The sequence below is a fragment of the Ilumatobacter fluminis genome (assembly GCF_004364865.1).
In the GTDB taxonomy this organism is placed as follows: Bacteria; Actinomycetota; Acidimicrobiia; order Acidimicrobiales; family Ilumatobacteraceae; genus Ilumatobacter; species Ilumatobacter fluminis.
This window is the reverse complement of sequence record NZ_SOAU01000001.1, coordinates 2,457,065-2,476,599: the sequence shown is the minus strand read 5'-3', so window position 1 is coordinate 2,476,599 and position 19,535 is coordinate 2,457,065. Positions and strand designations below refer to the sequence as shown.

Sequence of the window (19,535 nt, the reverse complement as noted above, 5' to 3'; positions counted from 1 at the left end):
CGATGCTCCTGGTCGGGCTGACCGGAGGAATCGGCGCGGGCAAGTCCACCGTCTCGACCATCCTGGCCGAGCACGGTGCGGTCATCGTCGACGCCGACCAGATCGCCCGAGACCTGCAGTCGCCCGGTTCGCCGGTGCTCGACCGCATGGCCGAGCGGTTCGGTGATCAGATCATCCGCAGCGACGGTTCGCTCGATCGAGCGGCCGTCGCTGCGGTCGTTTTCGGCGACACGCCCGACGCCAAGCAGGCCCTCGCCGACCTGAACGGCATCGTCCACCCGGCGATGCAGGACGAGATCAAGCGCCAGATCGAGGCGCAGCGACACACCGACCGGATCGTGGTGCTCGACTTCCCGCTTCTCGGTGAGAACCCGCGCGACGACATCGCGGCCACGATCGTCGTCGACATCGACCCCGATGTCGCAGTGCAGCGGCTGGTCGAGTTCCGCGGCATGGACGAAGCCGACGCCCGGAACCGGATCGCCAGCCAGATCTCACGCGAGCAGCGGCTCGAGCGGGCGACCCACGTCGTCGACAACTCCGGCGACGAAGCCGCGTTGCGCCGTGAGGTCGACGAGCTGTGGCGTCAGTTGGTCATGCTCCGCGGACGCGTCGGACGATCTCGTCCAGATTGGCTGATGCCCACACTTCGCCGTCGTCGTCGATGACGCCGGTGCGCTCGAATCCGAGCTGCGCATAGAACCGTTCGGGCCCGCCCGGCTCGTCGACGAAGCTGACGTCGAGTCGATCGCATCCGTGTTCGGTCAGCATGTCGGCGATGAGCGCGATCGTCCGCCGGGCGATGCCGCGACGCTGGTACCACGTGTCGACGAGCAGCCGCCACAGGCACGGTGCCGGATGGGCGTCGTCGGGAAGGGCGAGCATGACGAAGCCGGCGAGTTGGTCGTCGGCGACGATCGCCCGATACCAGGGGCGTGAGACGACCCCGTCCCGCACCGGCGGGTGCGCTGCGTCGGCGATCGACTGGGCGACCGAACTCACGTATCGACGCTGACTCTGGGAGACCTCGATTCGACAGACGTCGTGGATGTTGTCGTGGGTGACCTCGATCAGCTCGATCGTGTCGGGAGCGCCGATGTCGCGGTTGCGCCACTTCTCCCACGCCGGGCGGAGCAGGCTGAACCGGGTGTCGTCGGCCCACTGGCCTCGCACGAGTGCCGACGATCGAACGGTGCCGTTGTGCTCGAATCCGCAGCGTTCGAGCACACGGGCCGACGCAACGTTCTCGGGGTCGATCGTGGCGGTCACCCGATGCACGCCGGCCTCCAGGAAGAGCCACTCGACGACGGCTCGTGTCGCCTCGACGGCGTAGTTGTGGCCCTGCTGCTCGGGCGCCACCGTGTAGCCGATCGCGGCGAGTTGGCCCTCGCCGTCGAGCCAGATCGCATAGTCGCCCACCACGTGATGCTCGTGATCGATCGCCAGCTGGATCCACTGGCCCGGGGTCGGCCGGCCGAGCCGTTCGACCTCGGCGACGAGTTCGTCGGCCAGGTCGGCGGTGTAGGGGAGCGGCCAGTCCTGATACCGGGCGACGTCGTCGATGTTGCGGTAGCGGACGAACTCGGGGACGTCGCGGCTCGCGAGCGGACGGATCACCAGTCGTTCGGTCTCGAGTCGGAACGCCGCCATCGGCTTCATTCAAGCCGCTCGTAGCCTGCTTCGTCGTGATCGGTTCCGTGTTCCTCGCCCTCGCCGCCGTCGTCGCCGTGATCGACTGGTGGGCGGTGGCACGCGAGCGCCGATCGGTCGAGCTGGTCGCCAAGCCGTTGACGATGGCACTCCTCGTCGCGACCGCCGCGACGTTGAGCGACCCGGCGAGCGATGTGCGCGTGTGGCTGGTGATCGGGGCGCTGTTCGGTGTCGTCGGCGACACGGCGCTGCTCGGCGACGGTGAGGGAGCGTTCATGGCCGGTCTCGGAGCGTTCGCCGTCGGCCATCTCGCCTATGCCGTCGCCGCCGTTTCGTTCGGCTTCTCCTGGGCGTGGGCGGTGCCCGGCCTCGTGTTCGTCGCCGGCCTGCTCGGCTACCGGTTCGCGACCCGGACACTGCCGGGCGCGGTCGCGCACGGTGGGCGGGTGCTCGGCGGTGCCGTCGTGTTCTACGCCGCCGTCATCTCCGCGATGGTGGTGACCTCGTGGGCGACCGGCCTGATCGTCGCTGCGGTCGGCGGCATGCTCTTCGCCGTGAGCGATTGGGTGCTCGGGCACCGACGCTTCGTCGGGCCGCTCCCCGGCGGTCGCCTTGCGATCATGGTGCCGTATCACGTCGGTCAGGCGCTGCTGATCGTCGGCCTCGCGACCGGTTAGGTTCGGAACCCATGTCGGGCGTCTGGGTGTTCGGGTACGGGTCACTGGTGAGTCCGGAGTCGTTCGGGCACACGCTCGGCCGAGCGTTCCACCGCGGTGTCGACTTTCATCCGGCGGTTCTGCGGGGGTACGGACGGCGCTGGAACTACGGCGTGATGTCGCTCGTCGGACGGGCCGACGAGCACGACGGTTCGACACGAGAGTGGACGATCGTCGCACTCGGCATCGCCGCCGCCGACGACGAGATGACCAACGGCGTCATCGGATGGGTCGGCGACGACGAACTGCCGTCGCTCGACGCCCGGGAACGGAACTACGACCGAGTCGACGTCACCGATCTGACCGACGTCGCACGACCGGTCGAAGGCCGGATCGTCACCTACGTGCCGCAACGTGCGCCGATCGAGCACTACGAGGCGGCACGTGACCGGGGTGAGGCCGCCGTCGAGCGCCGCTACTGGGATCTCGTCGACGGCGCGTTCGCCGAGCTCGGCGACGGCGAGCAGGAGCGCTACCGCCGCACGACCCCGCCGCCCGACATCCCGATCGTCGCCATGCGCCGCGACAGCGTCCCACTCCGCCACCGACTCCGCGAACCCTGACGGAGATGGTCTGACCCACCCGTGTCGTACGGTCCCTTGCGTTCCGGCGGCCGTCCCACGAACATGGTGCGGGTGAATACCGTGCAGATGGTGGGGGAGGTGCGCGAGCGGCCGTTCCGCCCGGGGGAGGGGAATCGGGTGGTGGTGAAGGTCCGCGTGCACGATGACGAGAGTGGTCGATTCGACAATGTCGAGTTCGACTCGTTCGGCGCGGTGGGGGACTTCGCGATCCGACTCTTCTCGGGTGACCGGATCGCCGTGCGCGGCCGGCTCGAGGGTCGGGTGTTCGACGACGGCGACGAGATCAAGATCGTCGCCAACCACGTCGAACTGGTGCGGCGCGCGAGCGACGCCCCGGCGAACGAACGCCACCACCACGATCACGACGACTGACCCGATCGCGACGACCGGGTGACCGCCCGGTGACGACGCAATGGAGAGTCGGCGAACTCGGATCGAGGGTGTGGTCAAGCGATCCGCCACCGTCCTACGGTGGCGTCGCGCGAGTCAGGATCCGGCTCGTGCGGCACCCCTCAGCGTCGTCATCGCTCGCTTCCGGACGGACCTCGGTCCGCACGGCTCGAACGACCCGACGTGTCGCGCCCGGATCCACCGCGCCCGGCGGGGGTGTCGAGAACCCGCCCACCACGTCACAGGGAAGACACCACCCATGTTCAAATCCGCCACGATCGGCGCCGGACTCGTCGCCGGCACCCTCGTCACCGCCGCGCTGCCCGGCTTCGCCGGAGCCAGCGACCACGACACCGCGCTGCTGACCCAGCCGTTCCTTCAGATGCCCGGACACCGCGAGGTCTCCGTCGTCTGGTTCACCGAACAGGCCGGTGAGGCCCACTACGTCATCACCGGCAGCCGCGCCGAACTCGAACGGCTCGGCGACACCATGCCGACCGACCGCCCGGGCCGCTCGATCGAGCTGCACGCCGCCGACTCGTTCCGGATGTCGCGCACGGCCGAGGACGCGTCGTCGGCCATCGCCGAGAAGCCGGCACCGTCGGACGGGATCGTCGAACGGCCCGTGTACCGCCACGAGGCCCGCGTCACCGGCGTGCACCCGCAGCACGGCAGCGACTACCGGGTCGTCTCGCTGGTCGACGGTGAAGCGGTGTACTCGCCGATCTACCACCTCGACGACGAACTCGGTCGCAACGAGGGTGCCACGATCCTGCTCACGAGCGATCACCAGCAGAAGAACAACACGCCGGCCAACCTGCAGTGGGCGTCGACGCTGCTCGGCGACATCGACGCCGTCTTCTTCGCCGGCGACCTCGTGAACGTGCCGGACCGCGCCAGCGAGTGGTTCGACGCCACGAACGAGAAGGCCTTCTTCCCCGGCCTGCAGGGCACCGCGCAGTACTCGGCGAGCAACGGCAACGTGTACACCGGTGGCGAGATCCTGCAGAACGCGCCGATCTATCCGGCCATCGGGAACCACGAGGTGCAGGGCCGCATCGACGGCATGACGTCGCTCAACGCGTCGTTCAACTCGCCGGTCCCGCGCGACGTCGCCGAGCAGGTCTACGAGACCGTCGCCGCCGACGTCAATCCCACCGGTGACCCGGCGATTCGCGAGCAGTGGATCGAGGACAACTCCTGGTCGACGACGACCTACGAGGAGATCTTCACCCTGCCCGCCGACGGCCCGGCCGGTGAGCAGTACTACGCCACCGACGTCGGCAACGTCCGCCTGATCACCTTGTTCAGCACCCGCATCTGGCGGAGCCCGAGTGTCCAGGTCGACCCGTCGACGCGGACCGGTACCACCCGCTATCAGGAGGCAGCCGCCAACCTCGACGACCCACTCGCCCAGGGGCACGGCAGCTTCCCGTTCGTGTCACTGGCGGTCGACTCCGCTCAGTACGACTGGTTGCGTGACGAGTTGTCGAGTCGTGAGACCGCTCAGGCCGACTACGTCGTCGTCATGATGCACGAGGGCCCCCAGGGCCTCGGCGACAACGTCATGCCGCACTTCGGTGAGCCGCAGCAGGTCGAGGAGTACGACGAGGCCGGCAACCTGATCGGCATCCGCTACGACTACCCGGCCGACGGCAACATGCTGCTCACCGATGTCAGCCCGCTGCTCGAGAACAGCGGCGTCGTCGACCTGGTGCACAACGGGCACAGCCACCTGTGGAATCGGTTCGAGTCGGAGAACGGTGTCAACTACATCGAGACCTCGAACGTCGGCAACAGCTACGGCGCCTACCACGAACTGTCGGGCCGCAGCCGCCCGGTGCCCCCGGCACCGTGGAACGCCGACGACTACGTCGCCCAGGGCAACCCGGGTGGTCTCGAGGCGATCGTGCCGTCGATCGCGCCCGACACGAACGATGCGGGTGTCGCGCTGCCGTTCGTGTTCTCGAACGACCGCACGGCGTTCACGGCGATCGACTCCGAGACCGGTGAGGTGACGAGCTGGGTGCTCGACACCACCGACCCGAACGCGGAGCCGTACGTGTTCGACGTGTTCACGCTCGACTGAGCGCCGCTCGACGCGAGCGTCCCGGTTCCGGCGCCGTTGCCGGAGCCGGGACGATCGGTCGATCAGCCGCAGCGGGCTTCGACGGTGCCGGCCACCCCGTCCGGGTTGGTCACCGGGTCGCCGTCGGCGAAGAAGGTGCCGGTGCCGTTGATCGTCGAACCGTCGAGCGAGAGCTCGACGCCGCCACCGAACGGTTCGTAGAGGTTGCTCGCCTCCCACAAGGTGTTGTACGAACCGTCGTACACCGAGACGGTCGCGACATCGGTGACCGTTCCCGAGCCCTCCGCCCCGAACTGGGTGATGTCGAGACCCGGGTCGTCGTACGACGTGGCGGTGAACACGATCTCCGAACCGGCGGCCTCCTGCGGTTCGAGCGTGCACAGCACCCCGAACTCGAAGGTCTCGCCGTTGTCGAGCGTCAGTGTCGCCGTCCCCGAGCCGCCGCCCGACGGCGCAGCGGGCTCGTCGGCGGGCTCCGTCGCGGGTTCCTCGGCGGGTTCGTCGGCGGGTTCCGCCGCGGGTTCCTCGGCCGCCGGTTCGTCGGCGGCGGGTTCGTCGGCGGCGGGTTCGTCGACGGCGGGTTCGTCGGCCGCGGGTTCCTCGGCCGACGACTCGTCGGCTGCTTCGCTCGATTCGTCATCGCCGCCGCAGGCGCCGAGAACGATCGCACCGGTGATCAGGAGGGCAGTGGACATCCGTCGCATGCCCCACCTTCGCATTCGATCGGGCTCGCCGTCGACCCAAATTCAATGAGAGTGACACGACCGGTCGAGCGAACGTGCGTTCGTCGATGGATGGGGAGGCGGTAGGCTGATCGGCGTGTCCGACACCACCATCCCGCCCGAACTCGCAGCGATGCCCGTGGCGCAACCGATCGCGGAGGAGCGTCCGTTCCAGGTCGTGTCCGAGTTCGAGCCGTCGGGCGACCAGCCGAAGGCGATCGAGGGGCTGGCGAAGGGCATCGACTCGGGCGAACGGTTCCAGACGCTGCTCGGCATCACCGGCTCGGGCAAGTCGGCCACGATCGCCTGGACCATCGAGCAGGTCCAGAAGCCGACCCTGATCCTCGCCCCGAACAAGAGCCTCGCCGCCCAGCTCGCGCAGGAAATGCGCGACTTCTTCCCGAACAACCGGGTCGAGTACTTCGTCTCGTACTACGACTACTACCAACCCGAGGCCTACATCCCGTCGAGCGACACCTTCATCGAGAAGGACTCGTCCATCAACGACGAGATCGACCGACTCCGCCACTCCGCCACCGCTGCGTTGCTCACCCGTCGCGACACGATCGTCGTCGCGTCCGTCAGTTGCATCTACGGCATGGGTAACCCCGACGAGTACAAGGGCCAGCTCGTCGATCTGAGCGTCGACGTCGACTACGACATGCGCTCCATCCTGCGCCGCCTGGTCGACATGCAGTACGACCGCAACGACGCCACGCTCGGCCGCGGCAAGTTCCGCGTGCGCGGCGACACGATCGAGGTCCACCCGGCCTACGAGGAGTCGGTGCTGCGCATCGAGATGTTCGGCGACACCGTCGATCGGCTCACCCGCATCGACCCGCTCACCGGCGAGACGCTCGAGGAGATGAAGCGGGCGATCGTGTTCCCGGCCACGCACTACGTCGCCGGCAACGAGCGGATGGCCGTGGCCATGGGCAAGATCGAGAACGAGCTGCAGGTGCAGCTCAAGCGGTTCGAGGAGGAGGGCAAGCTGCTCGAGGCGCAGCGCCTCCGCATGCGCACCCAGTACGACCTCGAGATGATGAGCGAGGTCGGCTACTGCAACGGCATCGAGAACTACTCGATGCACATCGACGGGCGCGACTACGGCGAGCCGCCGTTCACCCTGCTCGACTACTTCCCCGACGACTTCCTGATGGTCATCGACGAGAGCCACGTCGCCGTGCCGCAGTTGCACGGCCAGTACGCGGGCGACCGCAGCCGCAAGGACATCCTCGTCGACCACGGCTTCCGCTTGCCCTCTGCCCGAGACAACCGGCCGCTCACCTTCGAAGAAGTCCTGGAGCGCATCAACCAGGCGGTGTTCCTGTCGGCGACGCCGGGGGAGTACGAGCTGCGGGTGTCGTCGAACGTCGTCGAGCAGATCGTCAGGCCGACCGGTCTCGTCGACCCCGAGGTGATCGTGAAGCCCACGAAGGGCCAGATCGACGACCTGATGGAGCTGGTCAACGACCGCATCTCGAAAGACGAGCGGGTGCTGGTCACGACGCTCACCAAGAAGATGGCCGAAGACCTCACCGACTACCTGCTCGAACAGGGGCTGCGGGTCCGGTACCTCCACTCGAACATCGACACGATCCAACGCATCGAGATCTTGCGAGCGTTGCGTCTCGGCGAGTTCGACGTGCTGGTCGGCATCAACCTGTTGCGTGAGGGTCTCGACCTGCCCGAGGTGTCGTTGGTGTGCATCCTCGACGCCGACAAGGAAGGCTTCCTGCGCTCGGAGACGTCGCTGATCCAGATGATCGGTCGTGCGGCCCGCAACGTGGCCGGCCAGGTGGTGATGTACGCCGACAAGATGACCGACTCGATGACGCGGGCGATCAGCGAGACGCAGCGTCGCCGGCAGCTGCAGTTGGCCTACAACGAGGAGCACGGGATCAACCCGCAGACGGTCCGCAAGGCGGTCGGCGACATCTTGTCGATGCTGCGTCCCGACGACACGGCGCCGTTGCCGGGCAAGGACCGTCGTCGCCAGCGCGAGCGCGACAAGGTGCAGCGCGAGCTCAAGTCGCTGCCCCAGCAGGAGCTCGGCCGCCTCATCCAGACCCTCGAAGAGGAGATGCACGAGGCCTCCGCCGAACTCCGCTTCGAGTACGCCGCCAAGCTCCGCGACGAGATCAACGAGCTCCGCCGAGAACTCCGCGACGCCGAATAGTCGGATGGGGTCAGACCCCAACCGACCTTCGGGGTCGTGACGATCCGACCGACCCCGTCGGTTGGGGTCTGACCCCATCCGACCTCGTCCGACCGACGTCAGTCCCAGCGGTCGATCAGGTCGCGCAGGGTGGTGCCGTGCTGGGAGGTGCGTTCGATCAGGACGGCGACGCCGAGGAGGGTGAGGCCACCCACAGCGAGCCAGGTCCAGGTCGGGACGGCTCGAAGATCGGACCCCATGGCCACGAAGGTGGTCGTTGCGGTGATCACCGTGCCGATCACGAGGGGAGCAGCGAGTCGCCGCCAGGCGCCGAGCGCTGCCGCGGCCACGCCCAGGGTGACGGCGGCGGGCAGCGCCCACACTGGATTGCGCTCGATCTGGACGCCGACCAGCCAGAGCCCGCCGATCGAGAGCCCCGCGGCGTAGGCGAGCCAGCTGTTGATGCCCGCCGTGCGGCGCAACGCCCAGCCGACGGCGAGCGCCACCGCAGTCGTGGCGAACATCCACAGATCGCCGACCGTGACGTCGGCCGGCTCGACCAGCTCGCGAACCCAGTCGTCGAGATCGGTCGTGAACACGAAGCTGACGCCGGCCAGGGCGGTCACGAGGGCACCACCCGCCGTCAGGGTCGGCTGTCGCATCGCTGCGCCGTAGGTCGTCAGCTGGAGTCCGAGCACCACCCAGATGCCGGAGATCCAGACGCCGTCGATCGGCACGGTGCCGACGAGGGCGAGGAGAACACCGGCGGTGATCGCCGCCGTGTCGATCGGAGAACGGCGCTGGAGCGCCATCGCCGTCCCGGTCAACAGCACGACCGCGATCATCGAACCGAGGGCCGCCTGCTCGGCGGTCACGCCGGCACCGGCTGCGTAGGCGGCGACGGCGACCACGCTCGACGCCGCCGCTGCGTGTGCGGCGAGTTGCGAGCGTCGGCCGAGCGACACGGCGAGCAGGCCGATCGTCGCGACGACCCAGCCGACCCACGCATGTTCGTCGGTACCCGCCGTCCCGAGCGTCGGCGTCGACGTGGCCAGGCCCACGGTGGCGATCGCTCCGAGTTGCAGCGTGGTCCAGCGCGGCTCGACCAGGGCGAACGCCGTCGCCACCACCACGACGCCGGAGAACCATGCCGTCCAGGCGTGCCCGTCGACGAAGACGATCGAGAACGAGCCGAGCGCCAGCGTGGCGAGGGTCATCTCGATCCAGCCGGTCGGCCGTTCATCGGCTGCGACCCGTGCTCGGGCGGCGACGACGATCGACCCGGTGATCATCGTGAACGCAACGGCGACCCACCAGGTGACGCTGCCGACGACGTCGGTCATCGGGGCGGTCGCCCACAGCGCCCAGCCGGCCGGGACGTAGACCGCCAGCCGATGCAGACGGCGGCTCATGAATGCAGCGACTGCTGCGGCGATGACAGCAGTGCCGGCGAGCATCATCGGGGGTGTGTCGAAGGCGGCGACCGTCGCGACGACGAGTGCGGCGACGGCGGCGGTGCCGAGATCGACGAAGGGATGGTCGCTCCGATGCCAGCGAACGGTCGGCAGCAGCACGGCGAACGCGGTCAGCGCGGCGGGCACCGCCCACGGGGCGGCGAGCGAGGTGCCGAGGTCGAACTCGCCGACGACGACGGGAGCGAGCAACGAGGTGCCGGCGATGGCGGCCGCCACGCGGTCGCAGCATGCGACCCATCCGGCACGGCCTGCGGGCAGCATCCGGATCGCGATCTCGGCTGCGAGCACCACGAACGCTGGCAGGCACCACCAGGCGAGTGTCGACGAGTCGACGGTCGCCAAGCCGGTGACGATGCCGAGAATCGGTGACGCGGCGGCTGCCACCATCAGCCCGTCGTCGGTTCGACGTCGTGCGACGACGGCCAGCACCATCGCAGCGAGCAACCCGACCGTCGGGCCCGACCAGCCGAGCCGGGCGCCCACGAGCCCGGCCCGTTCGAACGTGCCGGCACCGATACCTGCGTCGGCGAGAGCGGTGAGGGCCGGTGAGACGACGGCCAGCAGGGCGAGTGCGGCGGGACGACGTTCGGCGCCGGTTGCGAGCCAGGCCAGTGCGACCAGCGCGGCGACGACCCCGCCGGCCGTGCCGGTCAGATCGGCGACACCGACCGAGGCCAGCGCGATGGCGCCGACCTGAACGGCACCGAAGAGTTGCGGTCGCCAACGGTCGAACTGCCAGGTCGCGGCAGCGCACGCCAGCACGCCGCCTGCGAGCAGACATCCCGGCCAGGTGACGCCGAAGAGCGACAGCGAGGCGATGCCGACGCTGCCGACGAGCACCGTGCCGACGTGAGCGGCGATGTTCGACGTCGTCGGCGCCGGGCGTCGGAGACGTTCCGAGGCGAGCAGGATGCCGCCGGTCCCCAGCATCAACCCGAGCACCCGGGCGGTGCGTCCGATCGTGTCCCAACTGCTGACGACGACCGAGGCCGCTGCGACGAGGACGAGCGCCCCGCCGAGGAGGGCGATCCACGTCGCGGCGGGCAGACCCGAGCGGGCACGGCGATCGTCGTCGCTGTCGCTGCGTTCGGGCGCCGGCGTTTCGGGTGGGGCCGGTGGAGGCGGCAGGAGTTCGGGAGCGGGCCAGTTCATGCAACCCATCGTCGAGCAACCCGACGATCGGCGATATCCGCACAATCCCCTAGGAGCCCCTAGGGGATCCGCGGTCGAATGTCGGGTCAGTCGAGGCCGTGTTCGACGGCGTAGCGGACCAGGTCGCTCCGCCGACTCAGGTGCAACTTGCCGAGGATGTTCCGGACGTGGTTCTCGGCCGTGCGCGGCGAGATCTCGAGCGCCACGCCGATCTCCTTGTAGGTCTTGCCGCGTGCGACGAACTGCAGCACCTCGCGTTCCCGTTCGGTGAGCGGGTCGGCGTCCGCGGCCTTGGCGAGACGCCGGAACTCGCCCAACACGAGCGCAGCGAGCGACGGCGAGAAGACGGGTTCGCCCGAAGCAGCGGCGGCGAGTGCGTCCCGGAGCTCGTCGACCGGCGTCGTCTTGAGCAGATAGCCGGCAGCGCCCGCCGCGACGGCATCGAGCAGATCGCGCTCGGCCTCGCTGACCGTGAGGATCACGATCGGGCACACGGTGGCGCAGCGCTGCACGACGGCGAGCCCGCCACCGCGGGGCATGTGCAGATCGCACACGACGAGATCGGGGGAACGTGCCGTGATCACGTCGATCGCCCCCTCGGCGTCGTCGGCCTCCCCGACGATCTCGAACCCGCCACCCAACTCGCCACGCAGCCCGGATCGGACCAGTTCGTGGTCGTCCGCCAGGACCGTCCGGATCGGGATTGCCGTCACGTCGACGATCCTCGCGCGTCGGCGCGGCTCCACAGGCAGACCTCGGTGCCCTCCGATGAGGATGTCAGCTCGACGGCGCCGCCGATCTCCTCGAGCCGTCCGATGACGGAACGGTCGAGCCCGTGTGATGTCCGAGGAGCCCCAGGGTCGAACCCGACACCGTCGTCGCTCACGCTCGCGAACACGTGGCCGTCGGGCTGGGATTCCACGAACACGACCACCCGACTCGCCTCGGCGTGCTCGAGCGCGTTGGCGACCGATTCGGCGATCGCTCGTGCCACCAGATCCTGGGCGTGCTCGTCGAGCCGGCAGCCGTCGTCGAGCACACTGACGGTCACCGGAGTCGTGTGGCCCGTCCGTGCCCGTTCGACCTCGGTTCGGACTCGGCTCTCCAGATCTGCCGTGGAACGGCTGGACGCCCCGAACAGGTAGGCGCGCAGGTCGCGGTCGGCGCGGCGGGCGGCATCGGCCAGATCGGGGTCGGTCGACGAGGTGCGCCGCTGGACCAGTGCGAGCGTCTGCAGCACGGTGTCGTGCAGCACCCGGCCGACCTCGTCGCGGGCGCGACGGTCGGCGATCTCGCCCTCCACCGCGCGAAGTTGCCGTGCCAGCCATCCGACGACGTAGCCGACCGCTGCGAAGAAGATGCTCGTGGCGACGAACGACACGATCTGGCGCGGCACGAACACGTCGAACCCGTTCAGGATCGCGCCGATCCACTCGGCCGGACCGACCAGCGCGCCGAGCAGGGCGGCGATCACCGGGCCGAAGGCGACGCCGGCCGACGCCATCGCGAGCAACGGCCACTGGGTCGCGATGCTCTGGGTCGTGCCGAAGACGTGGCCGGGTTCGAAGACGTAGCCGTCGATCATGCTGAGGGAGAGCGCGAGCGCGACCTCGCACGACACGAACGTGGTGCCGGCGAGGCGTTCGGGTGCGGTGCGAACCAGCCAGGTGCTCGCCGCGGTGAGCGCGAATGTCGCGATCACCGCGACCCACGCCACCGCCGGGTGCCGCAGCTCGCCGTGGTCGAACACGACGATGCCGATCATCCACGCGAGCGCCAGCCAGCGGGCGATCACCAACGCACGCAGGACCGTCCGGCCCGTCGGGTAGAGCGTCGGCGTGTGGGGCACGCGACGAGTCTTGCCGATCGCCGGGCGGCGTCGGTGGCCATCGCATCGGTCAAGTGACCGATGCGCCGCCGGTGTGGCGTCGGGTACGACTGATCCGACGGCGGACGATCGAAGGAGAACCATGCCCGCAACAATCCGACGCCCCGACACCTTCGTCCGGCTGATCGTCGCCACGATCGCCGCGTTCGTGGTCGTGGTGGCCCCCGGCGGCGCTTTCGCCGGCCCGCCCGTGATCCTCGAGATCGTCGACGTGCGGTGCAGCTCGTTCGAAGCCGCCCGGTTCCTCGTCGTCGACTGGACCTACGGGCAGGAGTCGGACACCGAGGTCACGTCGCTGTCGAGTGATCAACTCCCGGGCGACACCGTGGAGGTCGTCATCAGCACCTCGGACGGGACCCTGTCGCAACCGATCGTGATTCCCGTCGACGATCCGGTCTGCTGGCCGGGCGGCACGATCCCGTCGTCGACGACGACCACGACCACGACGGTGGCGGACTCGACGACCACGACGACCACGACGACCACGACGACCACGACGACCACGACGGCGGACTCGACGACGACCACGACGGTGGCGGACTCGACGACGAGCTCGACGACCACGACGGCGGCGGTCGGTTCGACGACGACGTCGCCGAGCGGCGGCCAGCAGCCGCCGTGTGTCGGCGACTGCCTGCCACCGACCGGACCGGACGGCGTGTCGGCCACCGCCCTGGTCGGCGTCGCGTCGCTCATGCTCGGTGCGCTGGCACTGATCACTGCTCGCGGGCGGCGGAGCCCCGATACGGCGTAGCGGCAGCCGGCCGGGGCGCGCCCGTCAACGTGCCCCGGAACGGTGTCCGTCTCCGCCGTGTCCGTACCGGCCGGTGAGGGGGACGAAGCAAACGGCGAGGAGTCGTTCGTGGACGTCTCCCTCATCGGTCCGTCGGACCCGCACGAGTTGTTCGACCCCGTCGCCGACCGGCAGGACCAGGCGTCCCCCGTGATCGAGCTGGTCGAGCAGCGGGGGAGGGATGTCGGGGGCGGCGGCCGTGACGACGATCGCGTCGTACGGCGCTCGGGCCGGATGGCCGACCGATCCGTCGCCCGACACCACCTCGATCCGATCGCCGCAGGCGGTGAGGCGCTCCCGAGCCTGCTCGGCGAGGGGTGCGATCGACTCGACCGTCACGACCTGGTCGGCGATCTCGGCGAGCACGGCGGCGGCGTAGCCCGAACCGGTGCCGACCTCGAGCACGCGGTCGCCCGGGTGGAGTTCGAGCGCCTGGGTCATGAAGCCGACGATGTAGGGCTGCGAGATCGTGACGTCGTGTCCGATCGGCAGCGGCGTGTCGTCGTAGGCCCGATCGACGAGCGAGGCCGGGACGAAGTCGTGGCGGTGGACCCGTCGCATCGCCTCGATCACTCGGACGTCGTCGACGCCGCGGGCGACGAGTTGCCGGTCGACCATCAGGTGGCGGCGTTGCTCGAAGTCGCTCACGTGACGTTCACGCTAGTTGCGTGCGGCGGATCGGTCGACCCGGCACTACGGTCGCCGGAATGCGAATCGGGATCTTCGACGGAGCGATCAACGACGGAACCGTGGCCCAGGTGCTGGCCGGGGCGAAGCAGGCCGAAGCCGATGGTTTCGACAGCTTCTGGGTGCCGCAGATCTTCGGTCACGACGCGCTCACGGCGCTCGGCGTCGTGGCGCACGAGGTGCCACGGATCGAGATCGGCACGAGCGTCGTCCCGACGTTCCCGCGGCATCCGATGATGCTGGCTCAGCAGGCCCTGACGGTGAACTCGATCGCCGACGGCCGCCTGACGCTCGGCATCGGCCTCAGCCATCAGCCGGTGGTCGAGGGCATGTGGGGCATGCCGTTCGACAAGCCGGTCCGCCACATGCGCGAGTACCTCGAGGCGATGATGCCGCTGCTCGAGACCGGATCCGGCCGTTTCGCCGGCGAGGTGTTCACGTCACGAGGCGATCTGTCGATCGTCGACCGGCAGCGTCCGGGCGTCGTGATCGCGGCACTCGGCGAACAGATGTTGAAGGTGGCCGCCAACCTCGCCGACGGCACGCTGACGTGGTGCACCGGGCCCAACACGCTCGGCTCGCACACCGTGCCGACGCTGCGGGCAGCGTCGGAAGCGGCGGGTCGTGACTCGACGCGGGTGATCGCAGCGCTGCCGGTCTGTGTGACCGACGACGTCGCGTCGGCCCAGGAGCGTGCCGCCGGCGTGTTCGCCATCTACGGCCAACTGCCGAGCTACCGGGCCATGCTCGACCGCGAAGGCGCCGCCGGCCCCGCCGACATCGTCATCGCCGGATCGGCAGAGGAGTGTCGCGACCGGATCGGCGCGCTCGCCGAGATCGGCGTCACCGACTTCGCGGCCGTCGAATTCTCGAGCGACCCGGACGAGGCGGGCAACACCCGAGACATGCTCCGCAGCCTTGTCTGACCACGGCGAACGACATCGTACGGGTGTTCGATTCGGTGTGGTAGCGTCACCCGAGTGATGGAAACCGATGCGCCCGCCGGGCGCCGTTGCGCGGCTCGGTAGCCTGGAACACCCATGGCTCCCCGCAAGAACCGCACCCCCTCGGGGCCGATCGTCGAAGTTCGCGGCGCCCGCGAGCACAACCTGAAGAACGTCAACGTCGAGTTGCCGCGCGACAAGCTCGTCGTGTTCACCGGACTGTCCGGGTCCGGCAAGTCGTCGCTGGCGTTCGACACGATCTACGCCGAAGGTCAACGCCGCTACGTCGAGTCGCTGAGCGCGTACGCACGCCAGTTCCTCGGCCAGATGGACAAGCCCGACGTCGACGTGATCGAGGGCCTGTCGCCCGCCATCTCGATCGACCAGAAGTCGGCCAGCCGCAACCCTCGGTCGACCGTCGGCACGATCACCGAGGTCTACGACTACCTGCGCCTGCTGTACGCCCGTATCGGCGTGCAGCACTGCCCGAACGACGGCACGCGCCTCCAGCGCCAGACGCCGCAGCAGATCGTCGACCGCATCCTCGAACTCGACGAGGGCACCCGGTTCCAGGTCCTCGCGCCGGTCGTTCGTGGCCGCAAGGGCGAGTACGACACCCTGCTCGCCGACCTCTCGGGCCAGGGCTACGTCCGTGCACGCATCGACGGTGAGACCGTCGTCATCGACGAGTTCCTCGAACGCGAGGAGCGCCTCGCTCGCTACGAGCAACACAAGATCGAGATCGTCGTCGACCGTCTCGTGCTGCGCGAGGGCATCGAGCGCCGCCTCACCGACTCGCTCGAGACGGCACTGCAACTCGCCGACGGCGTCGCCGAGGTCGAACTCGTGTCGCGCGACGATGACGACGACGCCGAGACGCTGACGTTCAGCCAGCACCTCGCGTGTCCGGTGTGCGGCACCAGCTACGAAGAGCCTGCGCCCCGCAACTTCTCGTTCAACTCGCCATACGGCGCCTGCGAGACCTGCGACGGGCTCGGCACCACCTTCGAGGTCGACCCCGAACTGGTCGTGCCCGACCCCGACGTGTCGGTCGCCGATGGCGCCCTGGCGCCGTGGCGGAGCTCGCACACCCAGTACTTCTCCCGCATGCTCGACGCCGTCGCCGTCGCGAACGACATCGACCTCGACTCGCCGTGGGGTGAGCTCACCAAGAAGCAGCAGAAGGTCCTGCTGTACGGGGCGAAGGGCAAGCTGACGGTGCGGTACAAGAACCGCTACGGACGCCAGCGCACGTACAGCACCGAGTACGAGGGCGTGATCCCCTGGATCAAGCGCCGCCACGAAGGCGCCGAGAGCGACTACTCACGCGAGCAGTTCGAGGGCTACATGCGCGAAGTCGCCTGCCACGCCTGCGGCGGTGCCCGGCTCAAGCCGTACTCGCTGGCGGTCACCGTCGGCGGCCAGAACATCGCCGAGGTCTGCGACCTGTCGATCGGTGAGTCGGCGAAGTTCCTCGCCGCGCTCGAACTGTCCGAGCGCGATCGCCTCATCGCCGAGCGGGTCACCAAAGAGGTGAACGCCCGACTCGGCTTCCTGCTCGACGTCGGCCTCGACTACCTGACGCTCTCGCGCTCGGCCGGCACCCTCGCCGGCGGCGAAGCGCAGCGCATCCGCCTCGCCAGCCAGATCGGCTCGGGCCTGGTCGGCACGCTCTACGTGCTCGACGAACCCTCGATCGGCCTGCACCAGCGCGACAACCGTCGCCTGATCGACACCCTCACACGCCTGCGCGACCTCGGCAACACCGTGATCGTCGTCGAACACGACGAGGAGACCATCCGCGAGAGCGACTGGATCGTCGACATCGGTCCCGGCGCCGGCGAACACGGCGGCGAGGTCGTGTACAGCGGCCCGGTCAAGGGCATCGAGCGGGTGAAGGAGTCGGTCACCGGGCAGTACCTCGCCGGGAAGAAGAGCATCCCGGTCCCGGCCGAGCGTCGGCCACCGCAGCTCGAGAAGGTCACCATCCACGGTGCCCGCGAACACAACCTCAAGGACCTGACGATCGACATCCCGCTCGGCTGTTTCGTGGCCGTCACGGGCGTGTCGGGCTCGGGCAAGTCGACCCTCGTCCGCGACATCTTCCTGCCGGTCCTGATGCAGAAGATCTACAAGTCGAAGACGCCGGCCGGCAAGCACAAGCGGATCGACGGCATCGAGTTCCTCGACAAGGTCATCGACATGGACCAGTCGCCGATCGGGCGCACGCCGCGCTCCAACCCGGCCACGTACACGGGCGTGTTCGACAACATCCGCAAGCTGTTCGCCGCCACCAACGAGGCGAAGGTCCGCGGCTACCAGCCCGGACGATTCTCCTTCAACGTCAAGGGTGGGCGCTGCGAGGCGTGCGCCGGCGACGGCACGATCAAGATCGAGATGCACTTCCTGCCCGACGTGTACGTGCCGTGCGAGGTCTGCAAGGGCGCCCGGTACAACCGCGACACCCTCGACATCGAGTTCAAGGGCAAGAACATCGCCGACGTGCTCGACATGCCGGTCGCCGAGGCGGTCGACTTCTTCGCGAACCAGCCGTCGATCGCCCGGTACATGGCGACCTTGATGGACGTCGGCCTCGGCTACGTCCGCCTCGGGCAACCCGCACCCACCCTGTCGGGTGGTGAGGCCCAGCGCGTCAAGCTCGCGACCGAACTGGCGAAGCGTTCGACCGGTCACACGATCTACCTGCTCGACGAGCCGACCACGGGTCTGCACTTCGACGACGTCCGGCGCCTGCTCACGGTGCTGTCGCGCCTCGTCGACCAGGGCAACACCGTGCTCGTCATCGAGCACAACCTCGACGTGATCAAGACCGCCGACTGGCTGATCGACCTCGGCCCCGAAGGTGGCAGCGGAGGCGGCACCCTCGTCGGCGAGGGCACCCCCGAAGACATCGCGGCGATCGAGGCGAGCCACACCGGCCGGTTCCTTCGCGACCTGCTGCCGACCGACGCCGACTGAGCGCGGGCCCGTCTGGCACAGTGGTGCGGTGACGACGCCGACCTCCGCCGACCCGGCGGTCACCCCCTATCGAGACGAGCAGCGGCGCACGCTGAACGTGCTGCGATTCGCCGTCGTGCCCGGCAACGCCGCCGTGGCAGGCATGGTCGCCGTCGTGTCGCTGCTCGCCAAAGACATGCTGGGATCCGACCGGCTCGCCGGCATGGGAAGCGCCGCGTTCACCACCGGCGCTGCGATCACCGCCATCCCGCTGTCGGCGGCGATGCGACGGCGCGGACGGCGGACGCCCCTCGCCGCCGCATTGTTCATCGGAGCCGCCGGTGCGCTCGTGGCCGCCACCGGTGGACAGCTCCGGTGGTTCTGGCTCTTCATCATCGGGATGGCGTTCTTCGGTGCCGGGCAATCGGCCACCCTCCAGGGTCGCTATGTCGCTGCCGACCTGGCGCCCGACCCCGACCGGGCGAAGGCGATCGGTGCCATCGTCTGGATCGGCACCTTGGGAGCGGTCGGCGGGCCGATCCTGTCGCCGTTCGAACAGGATTTCGGCGAATGGCTCGGACTCGACCAGTACATCGGCCCGTACCTGTTCGCGGCGGCGCTGTTCGCTCTCAGCGCGGTGATCTACGTGTTCTTCCTCCGGCCCGATCCGCTCGAGCTGACGGGTGCGGTCGACCCCGACGCCGAACGATCACGCCCGTTGCTGCAAGTTCGCCGGTCGTACGGGGAGATCCGACGTTCGCCGGGCGCCATGCTCGGTCTGATCGCCATGGCGGGTTCGCAGGCCGCGATGGTCGGGGTGATGACGATGACGCCACCCCACATGAAAGATCACGGTCACAGCGACCTGTCGGCCTACGTCATCGCCGTCCACATCGTCGGGATGTTCGGCTTGGCGCCGCTCGTCGGCCGGTTCGTCGGGCGCGTCGGCGCGGTGCGGGCGATCCAGTACGGGGCCGTGGTGCTCGGTGCCGGCACGGTCGCCGCCGTCGTCGCCGGCTACGTGCCCGCCATGATCTTCCTCGGACTGTTCTTGCTCGGCCTCGGGTGGAACATCGGCTTGATCGGCGGCACGACGCTCCTCACGGCGTCGGTGCCCGTCTCAGCGCGCGTCGAGGCGCAGGGAACGGGCGATCTGACCCTCAGCCTCTGCGGCGCGGTCGCCGCATTTGCGTCCGGCTTCGTGAAGCAGGGCTGGGGCTACCACATCCTCGCCGACATCGCGACCGTGGTGGCCGGAGCGATCCTGGTCTACGCCTGGCTCACCCAGGCCCGGTTCCGGTCGGCCGGTGTGACGCCGGCAGCGTGACC

At 69.0% G+C, this 19,535-nt stretch carries 16 protein-coding genes; 10 read left to right on the top strand and 6 right to left on the bottom strand.

Annotation, left to right across the window (positions count from 1 at the left end; all coding sequences use genetic code 11):
- Nucleotides 1–2: 2 nt before the first annotated feature.
- Entirely contained in the window at nt 3–668 is a 666-nt protein-coding gene (gene coaE, locus BDK89_RS11260; RefSeq protein WP_133869035.1) for a dephospho-CoA kinase, read from the top strand.
- Here coaE and BDK89_RS11255 read toward each other — a convergent pair.
- Nucleotides 595–1,659, bottom strand: a complete 1,065-nt coding sequence (locus BDK89_RS11255; protein WP_133869034.1) for a GNAT family N-acetyltransferase — start codon at nt 1,657–1,659, stop codon at nt 595–597. The two genes, coaE and BDK89_RS11255, sit on opposite strands and share 74 nt — an antisense overlap.
- A 26-nt stretch (nt 1,660–1,685) precedes the next feature.
- On the opposite strand from BDK89_RS11255, the gene BDK89_RS11250 reads away from it, so the two are divergent.
- The 4 genes from BDK89_RS11250 (at nt 1,686) to BDK89_RS11235 (ending at nt 5,429) form a co-directional block, all read left to right on the top strand.
- Complete coding sequence (locus BDK89_RS11250; RefSeq protein WP_133869033.1) at nt 1,686–2,327, top strand: lysoplasmalogenase; 642 nt, start codon at nt 1,686–1,688, stop codon at nt 2,325–2,327.
- A gap of 11 nt (nt 2,328–2,338) precedes the next feature.
- A complete protein-coding gene (locus BDK89_RS11245; protein ID WP_133869032.1) occupies nt 2,339–2,929 on the top strand; it encodes a gamma-glutamylcyclotransferase family protein in 591 nt (196 codons plus the stop codon).
- A 72-nt stretch (nt 2,930–3,001) separates the two neighbouring features.
- Nucleotides 3,002–3,322, top strand: coding sequence for a hypothetical protein (locus tag BDK89_RS11240; protein WP_133869031.1), 321 nt, complete (start codon nt 3,002–3,004; stop codon nt 3,320–3,322).
- 277 nt (nt 3,323–3,599) lie between these two features.
- Nucleotides 3,600–5,429 carry a metallophosphoesterase gene (locus BDK89_RS11235; protein ID WP_133869030.1) on the top strand — a complete coding sequence of 610 codons (1,830 nt, stop codon included), beginning with the start codon at nt 3,600–3,602 and terminating at the stop codon, nt 5,427–5,429.
- A 62-nt stretch (nt 5,430–5,491) separates the two neighbouring features.
- On the opposite strand, the gene BDK89_RS22160 is transcribed toward BDK89_RS11235, so the two are convergent.
- Nucleotides 5,492–6,124 (bottom strand): hypothetical protein, encoded by a 633-nt coding sequence (locus BDK89_RS22160; RefSeq protein ID WP_208294047.1) that lies wholly within the window; start codon nt 6,122–6,124, stop codon nt 5,492–5,494.
- A gap of 160 nt (nt 6,125–6,284) precedes the next feature.
- On the opposite strand from BDK89_RS22160, the gene uvrB reads away from it, so the two are divergent.
- Nucleotides 6,285–8,330: an excinuclease ABC subunit UvrB gene (gene uvrB / locus BDK89_RS11225; protein ID WP_133871068.1), complete on the top strand. Its 2,046-nt coding sequence runs from the start codon at nt 6,285–6,287 to the stop codon at nt 8,328–8,330.
- 98 nt (nt 8,331–8,428) lie between these two features.
- Here the strand turns inward: uvrB and BDK89_RS11220 are convergent, their stop codons facing one another.
- The 3 genes from BDK89_RS11220 to BDK89_RS22150 all read right to left on the bottom strand — a co-directional run bounded on the left by BDK89_RS11220 (nt 8,429) and on the right by BDK89_RS22150 (nt 12,785).
- Complete coding sequence (locus tag BDK89_RS11220; RefSeq protein WP_133869029.1) at nt 8,429–10,936, bottom strand: SCO7613 C-terminal domain-containing membrane protein; 2,508 nt, start codon at nt 10,934–10,936, stop codon at nt 8,429–8,431.
- A gap of 86 nt (nt 10,937–11,022) precedes the next feature.
- A complete protein-coding gene (locus BDK89_RS22155) occupies nt 11,023–11,649 on the bottom strand; it encodes a response regulator (RefSeq protein ID WP_208294046.1) in 627 nt (208 codons plus the stop codon).
- A complete protein-coding gene (locus tag BDK89_RS22150) occupies nt 11,646–12,785 on the bottom strand; it encodes a sensor histidine kinase (protein WP_208294045.1) in 1,140 nt (379 codons plus the stop codon). The genes BDK89_RS22155 and BDK89_RS22150 overlap by 4 nt, the downstream gene beginning before the upstream one ends.
- A 121-nt stretch (nt 12,786–12,906) precedes the next feature.
- Here BDK89_RS22150 and BDK89_RS22145 point away from each other — a divergent pair, with 121 nt between their 5' ends.
- Nucleotides 12,907–13,578: a hypothetical protein gene (locus BDK89_RS22145; RefSeq protein ID WP_208294044.1), complete on the top strand. Its 672-nt coding sequence runs from the start codon at nt 12,907–12,909 to the stop codon at nt 13,576–13,578.
- Nucleotides 13,579–13,602: 24 nt separating this feature from the next.
- On the opposite strand, the gene BDK89_RS11205 is transcribed toward BDK89_RS22145, so the two are convergent.
- Nucleotides 13,603–14,265: a protein-L-isoaspartate(D-aspartate) O-methyltransferase gene (locus tag BDK89_RS11205; protein ID WP_208294043.1), complete on the bottom strand. Its 663-nt coding sequence runs from the start codon at nt 14,263–14,265 to the stop codon at nt 13,603–13,605.
- 59 nt (nt 14,266–14,324) lie between these two features.
- On the opposite strand from BDK89_RS11205, the gene BDK89_RS11200 reads away from it, so the two are divergent.
- The 3 genes from BDK89_RS11200 to BDK89_RS11190 all read left to right on the top strand — a co-directional run bounded on the left by BDK89_RS11200 (nt 14,325) and on the right by BDK89_RS11190 (nt 19,533).
- Complete coding sequence (locus tag BDK89_RS11200) at nt 14,325–15,230, top strand: TIGR03564 family F420-dependent LLM class oxidoreductase (protein WP_133869028.1); 906 nt, start codon at nt 14,325–14,327, stop codon at nt 15,228–15,230.
- 114 nt (nt 15,231–15,344) lie between these two features.
- Nucleotides 15,345–18,227 (top strand): excinuclease ABC subunit UvrA, encoded by a 2,883-nt coding sequence (gene uvrA, locus BDK89_RS11195; protein WP_133869027.1) that lies wholly within the window; start codon nt 15,345–15,347, stop codon nt 18,225–18,227.
- A gap of 28 nt (nt 18,228–18,255) precedes the next feature.
- On the top strand, nt 18,256–19,533 hold the full coding sequence (locus BDK89_RS11190; RefSeq protein ID WP_133869026.1) for an MFS transporter: 1,278 nt from the start codon (nt 18,256–18,258) through the stop codon (nt 19,531–19,533).
- Nucleotides 19,534–19,535 lie beyond the last annotated feature (2 nt).

Coding starts and splice junctions, on each gene's coding strand:
- uvrA (WP_133869027.1), top strand. CDS start 15,345: ATGGCTCCCCGCAAGAACCGCACCCCCTCGGGGCCGATCGTCGAAGTT.
- uvrB (WP_133871068.1), top strand. CDS start 6,285: ATGCCCGTGGCGCAACCGATCGCGGAGGAGCGTCCGTTCCAGGTCGTG.
- BDK89_RS22160 (WP_208294047.1), bottom strand. CDS start 6,124: ATGTCCACTGCCCTCCTGATCACCGGTGCGATCGTTCTCGGCGCCTGC.
- coaE (WP_133869035.1), top strand. CDS start 3: ATGCTCCTGGTCGGGCTGACCGGAGGAATCGGCGCGGGCAAGTCCACC.
- BDK89_RS11200 (WP_133869028.1), top strand. CDS start 14,325: ATGCGAATCGGGATCTTCGACGGAGCGATCAACGACGGAACCGTGGCC.
- BDK89_RS11255 (WP_133869034.1), bottom strand. CDS start 1,659: ATGAAGCCGATGGCGGCGTTCCGACTCGAGACCGAACGACTGGTGATC.
- BDK89_RS11245 (WP_133869032.1), top strand. CDS start 2,339: ATGTCGGGCGTCTGGGTGTTCGGGTACGGGTCACTGGTGAGTCCGGAG.
- BDK89_RS22145 (WP_208294044.1), top strand. CDS start 12,907: ATGCCCGCAACAATCCGACGCCCCGACACCTTCGTCCGGCTGATCGTC.
- BDK89_RS11220 (WP_133869029.1), bottom strand. CDS start 10,936: ATGAACTGGCCCGCTCCCGAACTCCTGCCGCCTCCACCGGCCCCACCC.
- BDK89_RS11235 (WP_133869030.1), top strand. CDS start 3,600: ATGTTCAAATCCGCCACGATCGGCGCCGGACTCGTCGCCGGCACCCTC.